Source organism: Haloglomus irregulare, assembly GCF_007421925.1.
Lineage (GTDB): Archaea > Halobacteriota > Halobacteria > Halobacteriales > Haloarculaceae > Haloglomus > Haloglomus irregulare.
Genome location: NZ_QMDX01000001.1, coordinates 258998 through 274780, shown reverse-complemented (window position 1 = coordinate 274780; position 15783 = coordinate 258998). Strand labels below are relative to the sequence as shown.

Genomic DNA, 15783 nt, shown 5'->3' with positions numbered 1-15783 from the left:
GCCAGTACCGGTCCGCGGCGGACGGCCGTCGGGGCGCCGCTGTCGCGGAATCCCGGCGGGAGCCACCGCCCGCCGGGAGGTTATACGCCTCGGCGGCGAACGATGACGCGATGGACGGGCCACGGGTCGGCGCGCTCCTGCTCGCCGTCTGCCTCGTCGTCGGAAGCGCCGGCGTGCCGCTCGCGAGCGGGGCGACGGCGAGCACGACCGCCACGACGGAAGCGACGGGTGCGCCCCACGGCGGCCTCCACATCGACTTCACCACCTCGCTGACCCCGGAGCGCCCCGGCGAGGTCGGGGTCGTCGCCGCGTTCGAGGTCCCCGACGGCGTCACCTCGCTGACGGCCGAGGTCCCCCAGGGTGTGGAGGTCACGGACACCGACGGGTTCCGGCAGCGCGCGCCCCGCGAGTACGAGTGGACCCGAACCACCGACAGCCCGTCGCTGACCTACCGGCTCCCGGTCAACGAGACCGTCACGCGCGGCCGCGAGGGCGCCGAGACGAGCGGTTTCCTCTACGTCGACACCGGCGACTGGGCGCTGCTGAAACCGCCGCAGCTCGGCGTGATCTACTCCGGGACGGGCGGGCGCGAGCCGATCCGGCGGAGCCACTCCGTCGACGGGCCCGGCGTCGCCGGCGAGAGCCTGCTGTTCGTCGGCCCGGTCGAGACGACCGCCCGCGAGGTCGCGGGCCAGCGGCTCCGCCTGGCCGTCCCCGAGGCGGCCGACCTCCGGGCGTCCCGTGCCGACGTGCTGGACTCGCTGGCCGGCGTCGCACGGACCACGACGCTCGGCCCGGCCGACGACGAGGTGCTCGCCATCGCCGCGCCGACCGACGGCGTCGCGTACGGGTCGACGGGTCTCCAGCGCGGCTCGTCGGCGTTCTGGGTCCGCGACGTCCAGCGACTCGACGGCCCGGAGAACGTCTGGGTCCACGAGTACGTCCACACCCGGCAGACCTCCCGACCGACCGACGCGACCCGCTGGAGCTACGAGGGGATGGCCGACTACTACGCCGTCACGCGGGCGCTGCGGGCCGGCCAGATCAACTACACGCAGTACCGCCGGCACCTCGACGTCGGCGCCCGCGAGCGGTACGCCGACGTGACGCTGGCCGAGCCGGACACCTGGCGGGGGACGGGCGCGAACTACTGGAAGGGGGCGCTGGCGTTCGCCGCCATCGACCGGCGGATCCGCATCGAGTCCGACGGCGCGGCGACCCTGCAGGACGCCATCCGCCGGGCCCAGGACCGGGCCGGCGGCGGCCGGCTCGACCAGTCGACCCTCCTCGGGAGCATCGAGGCCGTCGGCGGGTCCGACTCCCGCGACCTCGCCCGCCGGCTGACCGAGACCGACGCCGCGGCCGAGACCTGGACCCGCTCGGAGCACGCTCGGGTCTTCGGCGGCCTCGCTGCCATCGACTACCGGTTCGGTAGGTTCGCCGTTCGCGGGCCGTACCGGAACACGAGCGTCGACCGGCCACCGACGCTGGTTCCCGGCGAACGGCTCGTCGTCGACGCGACCGCCGAGAACACCGGCGACGCCGCCGGCGAGTTCACCGCCACCCTCCGGCTGGGCGACCGCGCGGCCGACACCCGCAGCGGCAGTCTCGAGGCCGGCGCGTCGACCCCCCTCTCGTGGACGGTCCCCGTCCGGACGACCGGCGAGCGGTCGCTCCGACTCGGCGAGGCCACCCGGTCGGTGGCGGTCCGGGAGCCGGCGACACCGCGGGTGAGCGACCTGCGGGTGCCCGGCCGGCTCGCGGTGGGCGAGCGGGCCGAGTTCGCGGCCGTCGTCGCGAACCCGGCTGACCGGCCAGCCGACGGCACCGTCGCGCTGACGGTCGGTGAGCGGACCCTGACCGAACGGCCCGTCCGCCTCGCGCCGGGCGAGTCGACGACGCTGACCGCGACGACGAGCGTCGAGCGCGCCGCCGCGTACACCGTCGCCGCCGGCGACCGCTCCGCGACGCTCCGGGTTCGCGACCCGACGCCCACCCCGACCTCGAACCCGGGCGGCGGGTCGGGCGCCGGCGGGCCCACCCGGACGGCGACCGGCGGCGACCGGCCGACGACCGCCGGCGACGGCCGGACCGACGGCGAGGGCGATGGGGACGGCACGACGGCCCGGAACGGGGACGAGACGGATACCCCCACGCCGCTGACCCCCTCCGGGGCGTCGGGCGACGGCTTCGGCCTCGCGACGACGCTGGCCGGGCTGGCCGCGGTGGCGCTCCTGTGCTCGCGACTGCGATGACCTGGGGGGCAGACCGCCCCGATTCCGCTGTCCGAATCCGGGAACGGCCGACGGCCGGGACACGCGTGGAACTATCGGGGAACCCCACGGATTGCGCTGATACCGACCACGGCCGACCACCCTCGCCGTGGCCAACCACTAACAGCCCGGCCCCGCTGGCGACGAGCATGCGTGACGACGCGGACCGACGTGACCTGGACGCGACGGCGTTGACCGAGCGGCTGCGCGCCGAGCGCCGGGCGGTGAGCGACGAGGGCCGGCCCAAGGCGGTCGAGCGCCAGCACGAGCACGACAAACTGACCGCCCGCGAGCGGGTGCGATATCTCTGCGACTGCGAGCGCTTCGACGAGATCGGCCAGCTCGCGGCGCCCGCCCCGACCACGCCGGAGACGGTCGACTGGGAGCGCGAGGACGCCCCGGCCGACGGCGTGGTCGCGGGTATCGGCGAGGTCGACGGCCGCCCGGTAGCCGTCGCCGCGACCGACTTCACGGTGAAAGGCGGCTCCATCGGCCACACCGGCGGCCGGAAGCTGGAGCGGCTCTACGACCTCGCCATCGACCGGGGCTATCCGGTCGTCACCCTGCACGACGGCGGCGGCCACCGCATCCAGGAGGGGCTCGACGCCCGGCCGACCGCGCAGGGTGACGGCGGGCTGTTCCGCCAGCAGACGAAGCTCTCGGGCTGGGTGCCGTTCGTCTCGGCGATGATGGGCCCCGGCTTCGCCGCGCCGACCAACTTCTCCGTGATGGCCGACTTCGTCCCGATGGTCGAGGGGTCGACGCTCGGCGTCGCGGGGCCGTCGCTGGTCGAGGCCGCCCTCGGGACGGAGCTGTCGAAGCAGGAGCTCGGCGGCACTGACGTCCACACGGCCCGGACGGGGATGGCCGACGCCGCGTACCCGAGCGACGAGGCGTGTCTGGATGCCATCATCGAGTGGCTCTCGTACCTGCCGCGCAACTGCCGGCGCGACCCGCCGGCGGCCGAGCCACGCCCGCCCGAACGGGACCCCGACCGGCTGGTCGACGTCATCCCGGCGGACCCGAAGAAGGGGTACGACGTGCACGACGTGCTGGCGGGCGTGGTCGACGCCGGCTCCGTCCTCGAACTGAAGCCCCGCTACGCCCGGAACGTCGTCACCGCCCTCGCCCGCGTCGAGGGCAGCCCCGTCGGTGTCATCGCGAACGCGCCGACCGCGCTGGCCGGCACCATCGACACCGACGCCTCGGAGAAGGCCGCCCGCTTCGCCTCGCTCTGTGACGCCTTCGGGCTCCCACTCCTGCTGTTCGAGGACACGCCCGGCGTCCTGCCGGGACCGGACTCGGAGGCCGAGGGGGTCGCCCGCCACGCCGGCAAGCTCCCCTTCCAGCTCAACCGCGCGACCGTCCCCATCATCAACGTCGTCCTCCGACGGGGGTACGGCTTCGGCCACGTCGCGATGGGCGGGGGGCGCTCGGCGCGCAACGACCTCACCGTCGTCTGGCCGACGGCGGAGGTGGCCGCGATGGGCATCGAGGGCGCGGTCGACGTGGCCTACCGCCGGGAGATCGAGGCGGCCGACGACCCGGAGGCCAGGCGCGAGGAACTCATCGCGAAGTTCCAGGACCGGACGGGTGCGGTCCGGGCCGCGTCGGGCGTCGGCGTGGACGCGGCGATCGAGCCGGCCGAGACCCGTGGGCGCATCGCCCGGACGCTCGACCGCGCGGACGAGGCCCTCGAGGCGGACTGGCCGCCGAAGAAGCACCCCATCGACCCCATCTGAACCGGCCCCGCCCCCCGTGTCGGACGCCCGGCTGACGCGGGGCCCGCCGACGGAAACGCTTGTCCGGCGGCGCCGAGTGGCTCCGGCTGATGAACAAGAAGGGTCACGTGCTGAACGGCGTCCTCCTGGCTATCGGGCTGGGCTACGTCCTCGAGCCGGCCGGCGACGTGGCGACGTTCCGCACTATCGCGATGACGCTGGTCCCGGTGACGCTCGGCGCGCTGTTCCCGGACATCGACACCGCCTTCGGCACCCACCGGAAGACCTTCCACAACCTGCTGACGCTGGCCGTCTTCGCGCTCTACCCCATCTACTTCGGCAACCTCCACTACGTCTGGATCGGCGTCCTCAGTCACTACGTGCTGGACGTCGTCGGCTCCAAGCGCGGTATCGCGCTGTTCTACCCGTGGCCCGAGGAGTTCGGGCTCCCGGCCGGCGTGAGCACGAGCAGCAAGTACGCCGACGCGGTGACGGTGCTGGTGACGGCCCTGGAGATCGGCGTTGTCGCCGTGTTCGTCCACGTCGTCCCCGGCGTCGTGCGGACCGCCGTCGAGACGCTGCCGCTCGCGCCCGGCGTCGGCAACGAGTCCGTGACCGCCGTCTTCGGCTGGCTGGTCGCCGTGCCGGCCGGACTCCCGGTCTGACGGTCAGTAGACCGCCGCGTCGTCGAACCGGCCCTCGTAGGCGATATGTCGCGGATGCGTGGGCTCGGTGCCTTGGAGGAACAGTCGGTCGATCTTCTCCCAGGTGTTCTCGTAGAGCAGGTGGCCCGTCTCCGCCACGCAGCGGCCCGCGTGCGTCGGGCCGTCCCGGTGGTACACCCGCCGTGGGGTGCCCTCCCTTAGCGCGGTCGCCAGCGCCGCCTCGGACCAGCACGGCTCCTCGAACGCCGTCCAGACCTCGCCGACCGTCCCCCGGAGGTGCGCGTACGAGGAGCCGAACGGCGGAAGCCCGGTGTCCCGGGCCAGTTCACCGGCCCGGCGGTTGTGACGCGGCAGGTGCTTCGGGTTGTAGATCTCGATGGCGTCGACCGTCCTCCGGTAGTCGGCGAGGTCCTCGGTCTCGAGGCTGACGGTGGCGAACTCCGGATGCGGCGCGAGCACGGCGGCGTCCTGCCGGTCGAACTCCGCCATCGCCGCCTCCAGCGAGATGAAGTCCGGCACCGGCTCGGAGAGGCCGAGCGCGAGGACGTGCTTGCGCTCGTGGAAGCTCCCCGTGAACACCTCCCGGGCCGGGACGACGAGCAGCTCCTCGTCGGAGAACCGCCGCGCCTGCGCCCGGATGTCCGGTAACCGGGTGAAATGCGGGGCGTACACCAGCGCGTCGAGGCCGCGCCGCTTGGCCCGCGCGACGACCCGCTCGTCAACCATCTTCACGTGCGGGTCGACCCGGAACTCGCCGTCAGTCACTGTCCCCGCGTGCGCGGGTGAGGGTCTAAGCCGTTGCGGGTCGGCCCGACCGCGACCCGCGAGTGACGTGGGCCACGGACACGAGGCGAGCGCCGACCCCATCGCGGTCGACGGCATCCCGGCCGTACCCGATTCGATATCGCCGTATCCGGTTTACTTCCCGTCCCCCGGGACGCCGTGGGTATGGCTGGCTCTGTGTCGGATTCGTGGTGAACGCGTCGGATAACCGGTCGCGCCGCTCCGGAGCGACGATACGGCGCGGATATCGTAGAAACCGGCGCCCGCCCGGAACGACGAACTACCGCTCGTCCGAATCCAGCACGCGGATCTGATCGCCACGCACCGTCACCGGGATGGGAACGGTCGCCTCGTACAGCTCGACCGTCACCTGGTCCTTGCCCTCGTCGATGCGCTGGACCTTCGCCTTCTCGCCCTTGAACGGGCCGGCGATGAGCTCGACGATGTCGCTCTCGGCGATGCCCTCGACGTCCGGTTTCGGCGAGAGGAAATGCTCGACCTCGGCGATGGAGGACTTCCCCTGCACGACGCCCCGGGAGTGGGGGATCTCGTCGAGGATGCGGTCGAAGACGGAGATGTCGTCGGCCTCGACCATCACGTAGGAGGTGAGCGAGTCCGGCGCCAGCGCGGCGTGGACCGAATCCTCCTCGCGGCTCATGATCATGTCCGCGACGGTGCGCTCCTGGCTGGCGGTCGTCTTGACGGCGAAGATACCCATCTCAGGCCCCTCCGGGGACGAAGTTCATCCCCACGAAGATGAGAAAGCCCAGGATACCGACGAGGATGACCCCGACGCCGGCGATGAGGGCGACCCGGGAGAACTCCTCCCAGGAGGGGGTGCTTGCGAGTTTGAGCACCCGAGTGTACGAGCCCAGATCCTTCGGTACTTGCATATCGCCGTTTTCCCGGGCGGGCTTTCTATACCTGTTGGTCCGACGGACCCGTCCACGCGGCCGGAGCCCGTCGCTATCGGGCTTCGAGAGCGGGTGCGAGGAGCGATCGCGACGGCCGACTACTCGACGAAGTCGATACCGCCGTCGGAGGAGGCCGGCTGCTGGCCGCCCTCGACGGCGCCGGTGTCGGCGGCTCCGTCGACATCGCCGGCCGGGGTGGTGCCGGCCCCCTTTGCGGCCTCGTTCCTGCCGTATATCTGCGGGCTGTCGACGCCCGTGACGACGATCATCGTCTCCATCTTCCCGTCGAACTCCTCGTCGACCGAGGCGCCCCAGATGATGCGGGCGTCGGGGTCGATGCGGTCGTAGATCTGCTCGACCACGCCCTCGGCCTCCTCGATGCTCATGTCCGGGCCGCCCACGACGTTGACGAGCGCGGAGTTGGCGCCGTCGAACTCCACGTCCAGCAGCGGCGAGCGCAGCGCCGACCGGATGGAGTCCTGGGCCTTGTTCTGCGAGTCGGACTCGCCGAGGCCGATCATCGCGACGCCGCCGTTCTCCATGATGGTCTTCACGTCGGCGAAGTCGACGTTGACGAGGCCGGGCTTGGTGATGAGCTCGGTCATCCCCTTCACCGAGCGCATCAGGACGCGGTCACAGATCTTGAACGCGTCCTGGAGCGGCAGGTTCGGCGCGTAGTCCAGCAGCCGGTCGTTCGGGATGACGATGACCGTGTCGGCGACCGCCCGGAGCCGCTCGAGGCCGGCGTCGGCGTTGGCCCGCCGGCGCTCGCCCTCCGCCGTGAACGGGACCGTCACGACGGCGATGGTGAGTGCGTCCTGCTCCTGTGCGGCCTGTGCGACGACCGGCGCCGCGCCGGTGCCGGTGCCGCCGCCGAGTCCGGCGGTCACGAACACCATGTCCGAGCCGTCGATGGCGGCGTTGACGTCGTCGATGTTCTCCTGGGCGGCCTCCTCCCCGATCTTCGGGACGGAGCCCGCGCCGCGGCCGCCGGTCCGCTGGCGGCCGATGAGGATCTTCGTGTCCGCCGCGACCTCTCCCGCGAGGTGCTGGGCGTCCGTGTTGGCGGCGACCAGTTTCGCGCCGTGGATACCCTCATCGTGCATCCGGGTGACGGTGTTACCGCCGGCGCCGCCACAGCCCACGACGGTGATCTTGGTTTCGAGATCGTCGACGACGCTCGCCAGCTCGTCGTCGGTCATGGTGCCCGACGCGTTCGGCGAGTGGTCGTTCGGGTTCGCCGACCCGTCCCCAGTCGGGTCCTCCTCCCTGTGCTCGGCCTCGTCGATAGCGTCCTCGATCAGCGAGTCCATCCTGTCGGGTCGGATGCCTACATCCCGTAAGTAGCTTACTCCGCCGTCACACGCGTGTCTGACGCCGATGCGCGGTCTTGCCGCTTTCGACGGGGAGTGAGCCGATAAACCGTCTGTGACGATACGGAACGCGGTCGGTCGGGCCGTGGGCGCCACGGCTCTCCGTCCGATGTCTGGCGCTCGCGCGGCCCCCCGACTCAGAGCGGGAACCGCCGCTCCTCATCGGAGCTGACCGCGTCCGGGGTGATGGTCCGTCCGTTCACCTCGACGGTTTCGCCGGCCGACAGTCGGCCGAACGCCGGCCCCTCCGGGACGCCGAGCGTCCGGGCCTTCTCCGGGTCGAACGCGGTCCGCCGCGCGACGACGGCGTCCGCGCGGAGACTCACCCCGTCGTAGCGCTCCCGGAGGACGCCGACGAGGTCGCCGACCAGTTCCGCGCGAACCGTCGCCGCACGGTCCGCGTCACCCGGGACGAGCGCCCGCCCGCCGACGAGGGTGCCGTTCTCGCTCGTCTCCAGGGCGACGACCCGCTCGTCGACCGCCGCCCGCGTCCGCTCCGTATCGATCCCCTCGCATTCGGCGACGAGCGCCTCGGGCAGGTCGACCGTCGCCAGCGGTCCCTCGTAGCCCGTCGCGCGGTCGCCGAAGCGGAGGCCCGCCTCGACGGGACACAGCGTCGACTCCGCGCGCTCGACCGTCGCCAGCGGCACGCCCGTCGTCTCCCGGAGGTACGTCTCCCGGACCGCGCGGTAGCCGAGGGCCTCGATGACCGCGACGAGCTCCGGGTGGTCCCCCTCGACGAGCGCGCGGGTCGCGCCGCTCTCGCGGAACGCGGCGTCGACCGTCCCGCGAGCCGCCGCGGTCGCCGGGTCGCCGAGGTCCGACAGGCACCAGTCCGCCGCGATGTGGCCGACGCACCAGTCGGTCTCCCGGACGATGCGCTCGTAACGGGGGACGTAGTGGCCGCCGCCGAAGCCGACGACCGCCCGCTCGCCCGTCGGGTCGACGCCGCGGAGGTCGAGGATGGCCCGCGCGACGGCCCGCGCGGCGTCGGCGTCGGCCCACTGGGCCTCGTCGCTCCCGACCTCCACGAACAGCGACGGGCAACCCACACCCGTCGGGCCGTGATGGGTGCACTCCAACCCGGCCTCGTAGCCGTCCGGCGCGTGCTCGGCAAGGGCGCCGAGTGCGTGCGCCGCCGCGTTCGGGGCCGCCGTCGCCAGCTCCCCGTCCGCGCCGCCGTGGTCGGCCGCCCCGAAGTTGCCGGTGTGGTGCGCCGTCAGCAGCTCCCCGGTGTCGCCGGCGTGCTTCGAGGCGAACGCCAGCAGCTCCGGTTCGCGGCTCGGGCCGTCGTCGACCGTCCCGAAGGCCGACGCGACCCCATCGAGACGTAGATGCAGCTCCTCGAACTCGCGCAGCTCGGCGCCCTCGGTGCGGTAGACGGTGCCGCCGCCGCCCGCGTCCGCCCGCGACGCGTCCGCGTGCTCGGTCCACGTCGCGGCGTCGCGCAGCTGCTCGCCGATGTGGACGGAGGCGCTGTCCGCGCGGCTGACGGCGATGGCTAACACGCGCCTAGCTGGGTGCCGTGCCGAGGAAAACGCGTCGGTCGGTTCCGCCGGTCAGTCCCGACGCGACTCGATGGCGGCCAGACAGTCCCCGAGTGCCCGCCTGGCGAAGCGCTCCTTTAGCTGCTCCCGGTCGCCGTCGAAGACGTGCCGCTCGACGCCGGTCGCCGACTCGCCCGACCCCCACGCGCCCGCGTACGCCACAGCGATGTATATGGTCCCGACCGGGTCCCCGTCGCCGCCGGTCGGCCCGGCGATACCCGTCGTCGCGACCCCCCACGTCGTGTCGGCCGTGTCCCGGACCCCGCGGGCCATCGCCCGGGCCACCGGCTCGCTGACGGCCCCGTACTCGTCCAGATGCTCGCGGGGGACCGCCAGCACGTCACGCTTGGCGTCGTACGAGTACGTCACCAGGGAGCGGTCGAAGTAGTCGCTGGAGCCGGGGACGTCCGTCAGGAGCGAGCCGATGAGCCCGCCCGTGGCCGACTCGGCGACCGCGATGGTGGCGTCCGTCTCCCGGAGCGCGTCGCCGATGCGTTCCTCGACCGGCGGGTCGGCCGCGAACTCGTCCATATCCGTCATAGACGCCTCCGGCTCATGAAGCCGGGTGCTCTCGTGGTCCTGCCGTGGGTGTCCACCCCCGATTTCGTATCGCGGCTGACGGTTTACGCGTTCGCCGTCCGCCCCGGTCCAGCCCTCTTTGAACGGTCGTGATCCGCGAACGATGGCAAGAACCAGGTTCGCGTGGCCGCCAGCGTCGGTATGGACTACGAGCGGCCACTCTTCTTCCGGGTGATGCAGTACGCGAACGCGGCCGAGCGGGACGTGGTGGACATGGTGAGCGGGAACCCGGACTGGGCGCCGCCCGAGGCGCTCCGCGAGGGACTGCGGGAGTACGCGGACCTGTCGGTCGAGCATTACCAGTACCCGCCGAGCGAGGGGCTGGACGAACTCCGGGCGGCCATCGCCGCCGAACACGACGTACCGACGGGGAGCGTCCTCGTCACGAACGGCGCGGGCGAGGCCAACCACCTCGGGATGGCGGTCGGCCTCGACGAGTTCCCCGGCTCGGAGGTGCTGCTGACCGACCCCGTCTACCCGTACTACGCGGGCCGTGCGGAGCTGCTGCGCGCCGACGCGCGCTACGTGGCGGCCGACGAGCAGGGTCGGCTCGACCCGGCCGACGTGCGCCGGGCGGCCAGCGAGGACACTGCGGTCATCGTCGCGAACTCGCCGAACAACCCCACGGGCGCGGTGTACGAGCGGGAGACGATGCGGTCGCTGGTCGACGTTGCGGAGGCGAACGATGCGCTACTCGTCAGCGACGAGGTGTACAGCCGGTTCGACCACTCGGGGCGGTTCGCGTCGGCGCTTGCGTTCGACTCCGACCATCGCTTCGTCACGAACGCGTTCTCGAAGTCGATGGCCATCACCGGGCTCCGGGTCGGCTACGCCGTCGTCCCCGAGCAGCTCCGCCCGGCGGTCCGGACCCGGCATATGCTGACGAACGTCGCCTGCTCCCGACCCGCACAGTACGCGGTGCTGCGAGCGCTCCGGGAGACACCGCCGGAGTACTACCGGGCCAACCGCGAGCTGGTCGCCGACCGTATCGGGACGTTCACCGCCGCGCTCGACGCGGCGGGTGCCGACTACGTCACGCCGGAGGGGGCGTTCTACGTCCTCGCGCGGTTCGACGGCTACCCGGGGACGCTGGCCAACGTCGAGCGGCTCATCGACGAGGCCGGGGTCGCCGGGATGCCGGGCGACGCGTTCGGGGAGAGCAGGACGGACTGGCTCCGGTTCGCGCTGGTCACGCCGCGGGTCGAGACGGCTGCCGAGCGGCTGACTGAGTTCTTCGCCTGAGGGGAGCCAGGGTCCCTCGTCGGCCTCCGAGCGCGCGGGGACCGACGGGTACTCCCGTCCGCGTGGAGTACCGACTCCCATGACCGAGATCGACGTGGAGGCCGTGGAGAGCCTCGAGGACTCCGTCGCGGTCGACGCGCCGGAGTACGTCCTCTACGGCGGGAAGGGCGGTGTCGGCAAGACGACGATGGCGGCCGCCACGGCGCTGGCGTCGGCCCGCGACGGCGTGGCGACACTGGCCGTCTCGACGGACCCCGCACACTCCCTGTCGGACTCGCTGGAGACGCCCATCCCGGCGGAACCGACGCGGGTCCGCGAGGACGTCCCGCTGTACGCCGCGGAGATCGACCCGGACGCGATGTCGAGTGGTCCCTTCGCCGAGGGCGGCGGCGGGATGCTCGGCGGGCTGGACGCGCTCATGCAGGACGAGGGGTTCAACCCCTTCGCGGCGGGGACGATGCCGGGGGCCGACGAAGCCGCCGCGATGCAGCTCCTGCTGCAGTACATGGACGACGACCGGTTCGACCGGGTCGTCGTCGACACCGCGCCGACGGGGCACACGCTCCGACTGCTCGAACTCCCGGAGCTGATGGAGTCGCTCACCGGCCGGCTGCTGGCCTTCCGGGAGCGCCTCTCCGGGATGATGGGCAGCGTCAAGGGGCTGTTCGGGGCCGACGCGGACGACCAGTCCATAGAGCAGGGGATGGACGACCTGCGGGCGCTGGCCGACCGCGTCGAGCGACTTCGTGAGCGCCTGCGTGACCCCGCCCGGACGGACTTCCGGGTCGTGATGGTGCCCGAGGAGATGAGCGTCGTGGAGTCCGAGCATCTGCTGGAGCGGCTCCGCGCGTTCGAGGTGCCCGTCGGGACGGTCGTGGTCAACCGGGTGATGCAGGACCTGGCCGACGTGGCCGACGTCGACGATGACCCGTTCGTCGCGCCGGACTTGGAGGGGTGTGCGTTCTGCCAGCGCCGCTGGGAGGTCCAGCGGGCGGCGCTCTCGCGGGCGCAGGACGTCTTCCGCGGCCACGACGTCAAGCGGGTGCCGCTGTTCGCCGATGAGGTCCGGGGCGAGCGGATGCTCCGTGTCGTCGCGGCCTGTCTGGCCTGAGACAGGTCCGGGGGACCGACACGCTCAGAGCCGCCGGCCGACGATGCCGGCGACGACGAGCCCCAGCGTGATGAACAGCAGCGCCATCGTCGACTGCAGCGCGGCGCCGACCAACTCGCCCGACTGCAGGAACGACACGGCGCCGACGATGAACAGTGACCCCACGAGCAGGTGGATACCGAACGTCGCCCACTGGATGCGGTCGAAGGTCAGGGGTGATTCCAGGAGGTCGAACACACTGCTCTCTACCCCCCTAGTCATGAAAACACGGTCGGTTCCCGTCTCACGCCCCCGGCGACCCGGGCTCGCCCGCCCCATCCCCCACCACGAGGACCCGCAGGTCGTTCACGTTCGTCCCGGTCGCGCCGGTGTCGACGAGCGCCCCGGCGGCGTCGAGGAAGCCGTGCGAGTCGTTCCGTGCCAGCGACTCGCGCGCGCTGCCCCGGTCAGCCACCGTCCCGGGGTCGACCAGCGCGCCCGCCGCGTCCGCGCTGCCGTCCCGACCGTCCGTATCGACCGCGGCCAGCGCCACCGGCGCGTCGGTGCCCGCCAGCTCGATGGCCGCCCGAAGCGCGTACTCCCCGTTCGGGCCGCCGACCCCGTCGCCCCGGACGGTGACGGTCGTCTCACCGCCCGACAGGACGACCGCCGGCGGCGTGACGGGGTCGCCCGTGTCGAGGACCTCCTCCGCGACGGCCACCCCCGTGAGCGCAGCCTCTCGGGCCTCGCCCCGGACGCGCGAGGAGCGCACGAGCGGCTCGGCGCCGGCCTCCCGCGCCCGGCCCCGGGCGGCGTCGATGGCGGTTCGGGCGCCGGCGAGGACGTGGTTCGTCACGCGGCCGAACGCTTCGTCCCCAGCCGCCGGCGTGCCCGGGTGCTGCCCGTCGACGCCCGCCCGGAGGTGTGCCCGCACCGCCGGCGCGTCGACCCCGTACCGGTCAAGCACCGCCAGCGCGTCGGCGTCGGTCGTCGGGTCCGGCGCCGTCGGCCCGCTCGCGACGACGGCGGGGTCGTCCCCGACGACATCGCTCACGAGGAGCCCCGCGACCGTCGCGGGCGCGGCGGCCCGGGCGAGCCGACCCCCCTTCAGCGCCGAGAGATGCTTCCGGATGGCGTTCGTCTCGTCGATGTCGGCGCCCGCGGCCAGCAGGCCCTCGGTCGCGCCCCGGAGGTCGGCGAGTTCGAGGTCGCCCGCCGGCGCGGCCAGCATCGCCGACCCGCCGCCCGTGAGGACCGCGAGGACGAGCGTCCGTTCGTCCGCGGCTCGGGCGGTCGCGAGGACGCGCTCGGCCGCCGTGACACTGCCCGCGTCGGGCGTCGGATGACCAGCGGTGACGACCTCGATACGGTCGAGTCCGGTCGTGTCCGCGTCCGCGGGAACGGCGACGACGCCCCCGGTCAGGTGGTCGCCGAGGACGCCCTCCACCGCGCGGGCCACGCCGGCCGCGGCCTTCCCGCCCCCCACGACGACGACCCGGTCGTGCGCCGCGAGGTCGTGCGCCGCGTCCCCGACGTGGAGCCGCCCGCCCGCCACCCGGACGCGCTCGCGGGCCGCCCGCTCCGGGTCGGCGCCGCGGATCCCCGCCGCGACGCAGTCCAGCGCGAGTTCCGCGAGTTCGGGGTCACGCGCCCCGGACAGCAGCGCGTCGCGGTTCCGTATCATGCCCGGAGGGTCGCCGCGCGAGCATATAACGCTGGCTCGGTCGGGGACGCCCACATCCGGGCCTGGACCGGTCACCGCGAGGTCGACCCGACTGCACGGCAACGTACCTCGCCAGTCGCGTGCCGTTCCCGCGTGGTCCCGCTGGTGGGCGGCGTGGCCCTCGCCGTCGTCCCGCTCGCGGCAGCCGGCGGCCCGGCTCGGAGTTCGGCGGATAGCGGGGGCGTTTCGATGAAATACGGCGAACATATCGATAATACGTCCAAAGAGGGAACAACTGCGAGCAGTCGGAGACGCCACATCCCCCCGGCTCGGCACTACTCCCTGTCGCCGTCACCCTCGCCGACGGCCGACTCCCCGACCGAGTCGTGCCCCTCGATGACCGCCGTCCCGCCCATGTAGGGCTGGAGCGGCTCGGGCACGTCGACGGTGCCGTCCTCGTTCTGGTAGTACTCCAGGATGGCCACCATCACGCGGCCGACGGCGGTACCCGAGGCGTTCAGGGTGTGGAGGTACTCGGCCGACTCGTGGCGCTCCGGGCGGTACCGGATGCCGGCCCGGCGGGCCTGGAACGCCTCGAAGTTCGACGCCGAGGAGACCTCCAGCCAGCGGCCGCCCGCCTCGGGGCCGTCCTCCGTGTCGGTGCCGGGCGCCCACACCTCGATGTCGACGGTACGCGCCGAGGCGAAGGTCAGGTCGCCGGTGCAGAGGTCAAGCGTCCGGTAGGGGAGTCCGAGCCGGTCGATGACCTCGCAGGCCTCGTCGATGAGCGCGTCCAGGCGGTCGGAGGACTCCTCGGGCCGGACGAAGTTGACGAGTTCGACCTTGTTGAACTGGTGGACGCGGACGATGCCCCGGGTCTCGGTGCCATGCTCACCGGCCTCGCGCCGGAAGTTCGGGGTGTAGGCCTGGTATTTCAGCGGGAGATCCTCGTCAAGCAGGATCTCGTCGCGGTGCATGTTGGTGACGGGGACCTCCGCGGTCGGGCAGAGCCAGAGGTCCTCGTCCGTGTAGTCCTCCCGCTCGGCGCCGCCGATGCGGTAGGCGTCGTGGTTGAACTTCGGGAGCTGACCGGTCCCGCGCATCGACGCGCTCGTCACGGGCACCGGCGGGAAGACGTCGTGGTAGTCCTGCTCCCGGTGGACGTCCAGCATGAACTGGACCAGCGCGTGCTCCAGCCGCGCGCCCTCGCCCTTCAGGAAGTAGAAGCCGCTGCCGGTGGTCTTCGCGCCCCGGGCCTCGTCGATGATCTCCAGCTCCTCGCCGAGGTCGTAGTGTGGGACGACCTCGTCGGGGAGGTCCCGACCGTCCTCGAAGCCGGCGCGCCGGCGCTCGACGTTGTCGGCCTCGTCGGCCCCGACGGGGACGTCCTCGTGGGGGATCTGCGGGAGTTCCAGGAGCCCCGCCTCCAGGGTCGCCTCCAGCTCGTCGGCGCGGGTCTCCACCGCCTCGATCTCGGCCTTCAGCTCCTGTGACTCCTCGATAGCCGCCTGGGCCTCCTCGTCCCTGCCCGCCTGCTTGAGCCGGCCGATCTCGCTCGAGACCTCGTTGCGCTCGTGACGCAGCCCGTCGCCGCGGGCCTTCAGGTCGCGCCACTCGGTGTCGACCTCCAGAAGCGCGTCCAGGTCCACGTCGTCGTAGCCGCGGGCGTCGAGCGCCGCCCGCACCTCGTCCGGATGCTCGCGGAGGTACTGCCGGGGGATCATGTGGTACGTCAGGGTTCTCGGGTCGCCGGAAAAGTCGTGTCGGTGTCGCGGGAGCGACTCGCATGGGTACCTGGCACCGGGCGGACGGCGGCGAGCGACGCCGTGCCCGCCCATCACCGCCGGCGTGCCGACCGTCGGTTCCCGTCGCCGGGTCCGCCCCTCGGCCCCGCCAGTCGGCCGTTTGACAACTCTTAAACGGCAACGGACCA

At 72.7% G+C, this 15783-nt stretch carries 14 protein-coding genes; 5 read left to right on the top strand and 9 right to left on the bottom strand.

Going from position 1 to position 15783, the window contains the following annotated elements; genetic code table 11:
- Positions 1 to 110: 110 nt before the first annotated feature.
- From DP107_RS01545 to DP107_RS01535, 3 genes are all read left to right on the top strand, one after another.
- Complete coding sequence (locus tag DP107_RS01545) at positions 111 to 2255, top strand: hypothetical protein (RefSeq protein WP_144260370.1); 2145 nt, start codon at positions 111 to 113, stop codon at positions 2253 to 2255.
- A 167-nt stretch (positions 2256 to 2422) separates the two neighbouring features.
- Positions 2423 to 4015 (top strand): acyl-CoA carboxylase subunit beta, encoded by a 1593-nt coding sequence (locus DP107_RS01540; RefSeq protein ID WP_144260369.1) that lies wholly within the window; start codon positions 2423 to 2425, stop codon positions 4013 to 4015.
- An 89-nt stretch (positions 4016 to 4104) separates the two neighbouring features.
- Positions 4105 to 4659, top strand: a complete 555-nt coding sequence (locus tag DP107_RS01535; RefSeq protein WP_144260368.1) for a metal-dependent hydrolase — start codon at positions 4105 to 4107, stop codon at positions 4657 to 4659.
- Between the two features lie 3 nt (positions 4660 to 4662).
- Here DP107_RS01535 and DP107_RS01530 read toward each other — a convergent pair whose 3' ends face one another.
- The 6 genes from DP107_RS01530 to DP107_RS01505 form a co-directional block, all read right to left on the bottom strand.
- The gene (locus DP107_RS01530; protein ID WP_144260782.1) at positions 4663 to 5385 is read right to left on the bottom strand and encodes a PHP-associated domain-containing protein; all 723 of its coding nucleotides are present in this window, start codon (positions 5383 to 5385) and stop codon (positions 4663 to 4665) included.
- A gap of 337 nt (positions 5386 to 5722) precedes the next feature.
- The gene (locus DP107_RS01525; protein WP_144260367.1) at positions 5723 to 6160 is read right to left on the bottom strand and encodes a transcription elongation factor Spt5; all 438 of its coding nucleotides are present in this window, start codon (positions 6158 to 6160) and stop codon (positions 5723 to 5725) included.
- Position 6161: 1 nt separating this feature from the next.
- A complete protein-coding gene (locus DP107_RS01520) occupies positions 6162 to 6335 on the bottom strand; it encodes a protein translocase SEC61 complex subunit gamma (protein ID WP_144260366.1) in 174 nt (57 codons plus the stop codon).
- A gap of 119 nt (positions 6336 to 6454) precedes the next feature.
- Positions 6455 to 7669, bottom strand: a complete 1215-nt coding sequence (gene ftsZ / locus DP107_RS01515; protein WP_144260365.1) for a cell division protein FtsZ — start codon at positions 7667 to 7669, stop codon at positions 6455 to 6457.
- Positions 7670 to 7866: 197 nt separating this feature from the next.
- Positions 7867 to 9237 carry a D-aminoacyl-tRNA deacylase gene (locus tag DP107_RS01510; protein ID WP_144260364.1) on the bottom strand — a complete coding sequence of 457 codons (1371 nt, stop codon included), beginning with the start codon at positions 9235 to 9237 and terminating at the stop codon, positions 7867 to 7869.
- A gap of 51 nt (positions 9238 to 9288) precedes the next feature.
- Positions 9289 to 9807 carry a CinA family protein gene (locus DP107_RS01505; protein WP_144260363.1) on the bottom strand — a complete coding sequence of 173 codons (519 nt, stop codon included), beginning with the start codon at positions 9805 to 9807 and terminating at the stop codon, positions 9289 to 9291.
- 189 nt (positions 9808 to 9996) lie between these two features.
- Between DP107_RS01505 and DP107_RS01500 the strand changes: the two genes are divergently transcribed.
- Positions 9997 to 11097, top strand: a complete 1101-nt coding sequence (locus DP107_RS01500) for a pyridoxal phosphate-dependent aminotransferase (RefSeq protein WP_144260362.1) — start codon at positions 9997 to 9999, stop codon at positions 11095 to 11097.
- A 79-nt stretch (positions 11098 to 11176) separates the two neighbouring features.
- Positions 11177 to 12208 carry an ArsA family ATPase gene (locus DP107_RS01495; protein ID WP_144260361.1) on the top strand — a complete coding sequence of 344 codons (1032 nt, stop codon included), beginning with the start codon at positions 11177 to 11179 and terminating at the stop codon, positions 12206 to 12208.
- 24 nt (positions 12209 to 12232) lie between these two features.
- Here the strand turns inward: DP107_RS01495 and DP107_RS01490 are convergent, their stop codons facing one another.
- From DP107_RS01490 to serS, 3 genes are all read right to left on the bottom strand, one after another.
- The gene (locus tag DP107_RS01490) at positions 12233 to 12445 is read right to left on the bottom strand and encodes a hypothetical protein (RefSeq protein ID WP_144260360.1); all 213 of its coding nucleotides are present in this window, start codon (positions 12443 to 12445) and stop codon (positions 12233 to 12235) included.
- A 46-nt stretch (positions 12446 to 12491) separates the two neighbouring features.
- Complete coding sequence (locus DP107_RS01485; protein WP_144260359.1) at positions 12492 to 13871, bottom strand: glycerate kinase type-2 family protein; 1380 nt, start codon at positions 13869 to 13871, stop codon at positions 12492 to 12494.
- A 314-nt stretch (positions 13872 to 14185) separates the two neighbouring features.
- Positions 14186 to 15574, bottom strand: a complete 1389-nt coding sequence (gene serS / locus DP107_RS01480; RefSeq protein WP_144260358.1) for a serine--tRNA ligase — start codon at positions 15572 to 15574, stop codon at positions 14186 to 14188.
- Positions 15575 to 15783: the final 209 nt, after the last annotated feature.

What these genes read in the sequence shown, in the direction of transcription:
- DP107_RS01505 (WP_144260363.1), bottom strand. Translation starts at nt 9,807, where the DNA reads ATGGACGAGTTCGCGGCCGACCCGCCGGTCGAGGAACGCATCGGCGAC.
- DP107_RS01500 (WP_144260362.1), top strand. Translation starts at nt 9,997, where the DNA reads ATGGACTACGAGCGGCCACTCTTCTTCCGGGTGATGCAGTACGCGAAC.
- DP107_RS01495 (WP_144260361.1), top strand. Translation starts at nt 11,177, where the DNA reads ATGACCGAGATCGACGTGGAGGCCGTGGAGAGCCTCGAGGACTCCGTC.
- DP107_RS01520 (WP_144260366.1), bottom strand. Translation starts at nt 6,335, where the DNA reads ATGCAAGTACCGAAGGATCTGGGCTCGTACACTCGGGTGCTCAAACTC.
- DP107_RS01485 (WP_144260359.1), bottom strand. Translation starts at nt 13,871, where the DNA reads ATGATACGGAACCGCGACGCGCTGCTGTCCGGGGCGCGTGACCCCGAA.
- DP107_RS01540 (WP_144260369.1), top strand. Translation starts at nt 2,423, where the DNA reads ATGCGTGACGACGCGGACCGACGTGACCTGGACGCGACGGCGTTGACC.
- DP107_RS01525 (WP_144260367.1), bottom strand. Translation starts at nt 6,160, where the DNA reads ATGGGTATCTTCGCCGTCAAGACGACCGCCAGCCAGGAGCGCACCGTC.
- ftsZ (WP_144260365.1), bottom strand. Translation starts at nt 7,669, where the DNA reads ATGGACTCGCTGATCGAGGACGCTATCGACGAGGCCGAGCACAGGGAG.
- DP107_RS01535 (WP_144260368.1), top strand. Translation starts at nt 4,105, where the DNA reads ATGAACAAGAAGGGTCACGTGCTGAACGGCGTCCTCCTGGCTATCGGG.
- DP107_RS01545 (WP_144260370.1), top strand. Translation starts at nt 111, where the DNA reads ATGGACGGGCCACGGGTCGGCGCGCTCCTGCTCGCCGTCTGCCTCGTC.
- DP107_RS01530 (WP_144260782.1), bottom strand. Translation starts at nt 5,385, where the DNA reads ATGGTTGACGAGCGGGTCGTCGCGCGGGCCAAGCGGCGCGGCCTCGAC.
- serS (WP_144260358.1), bottom strand. Translation starts at nt 15,574, where the DNA reads ATGATCCCCCGGCAGTACCTCCGCGAGCATCCGGACGAGGTGCGGGCG.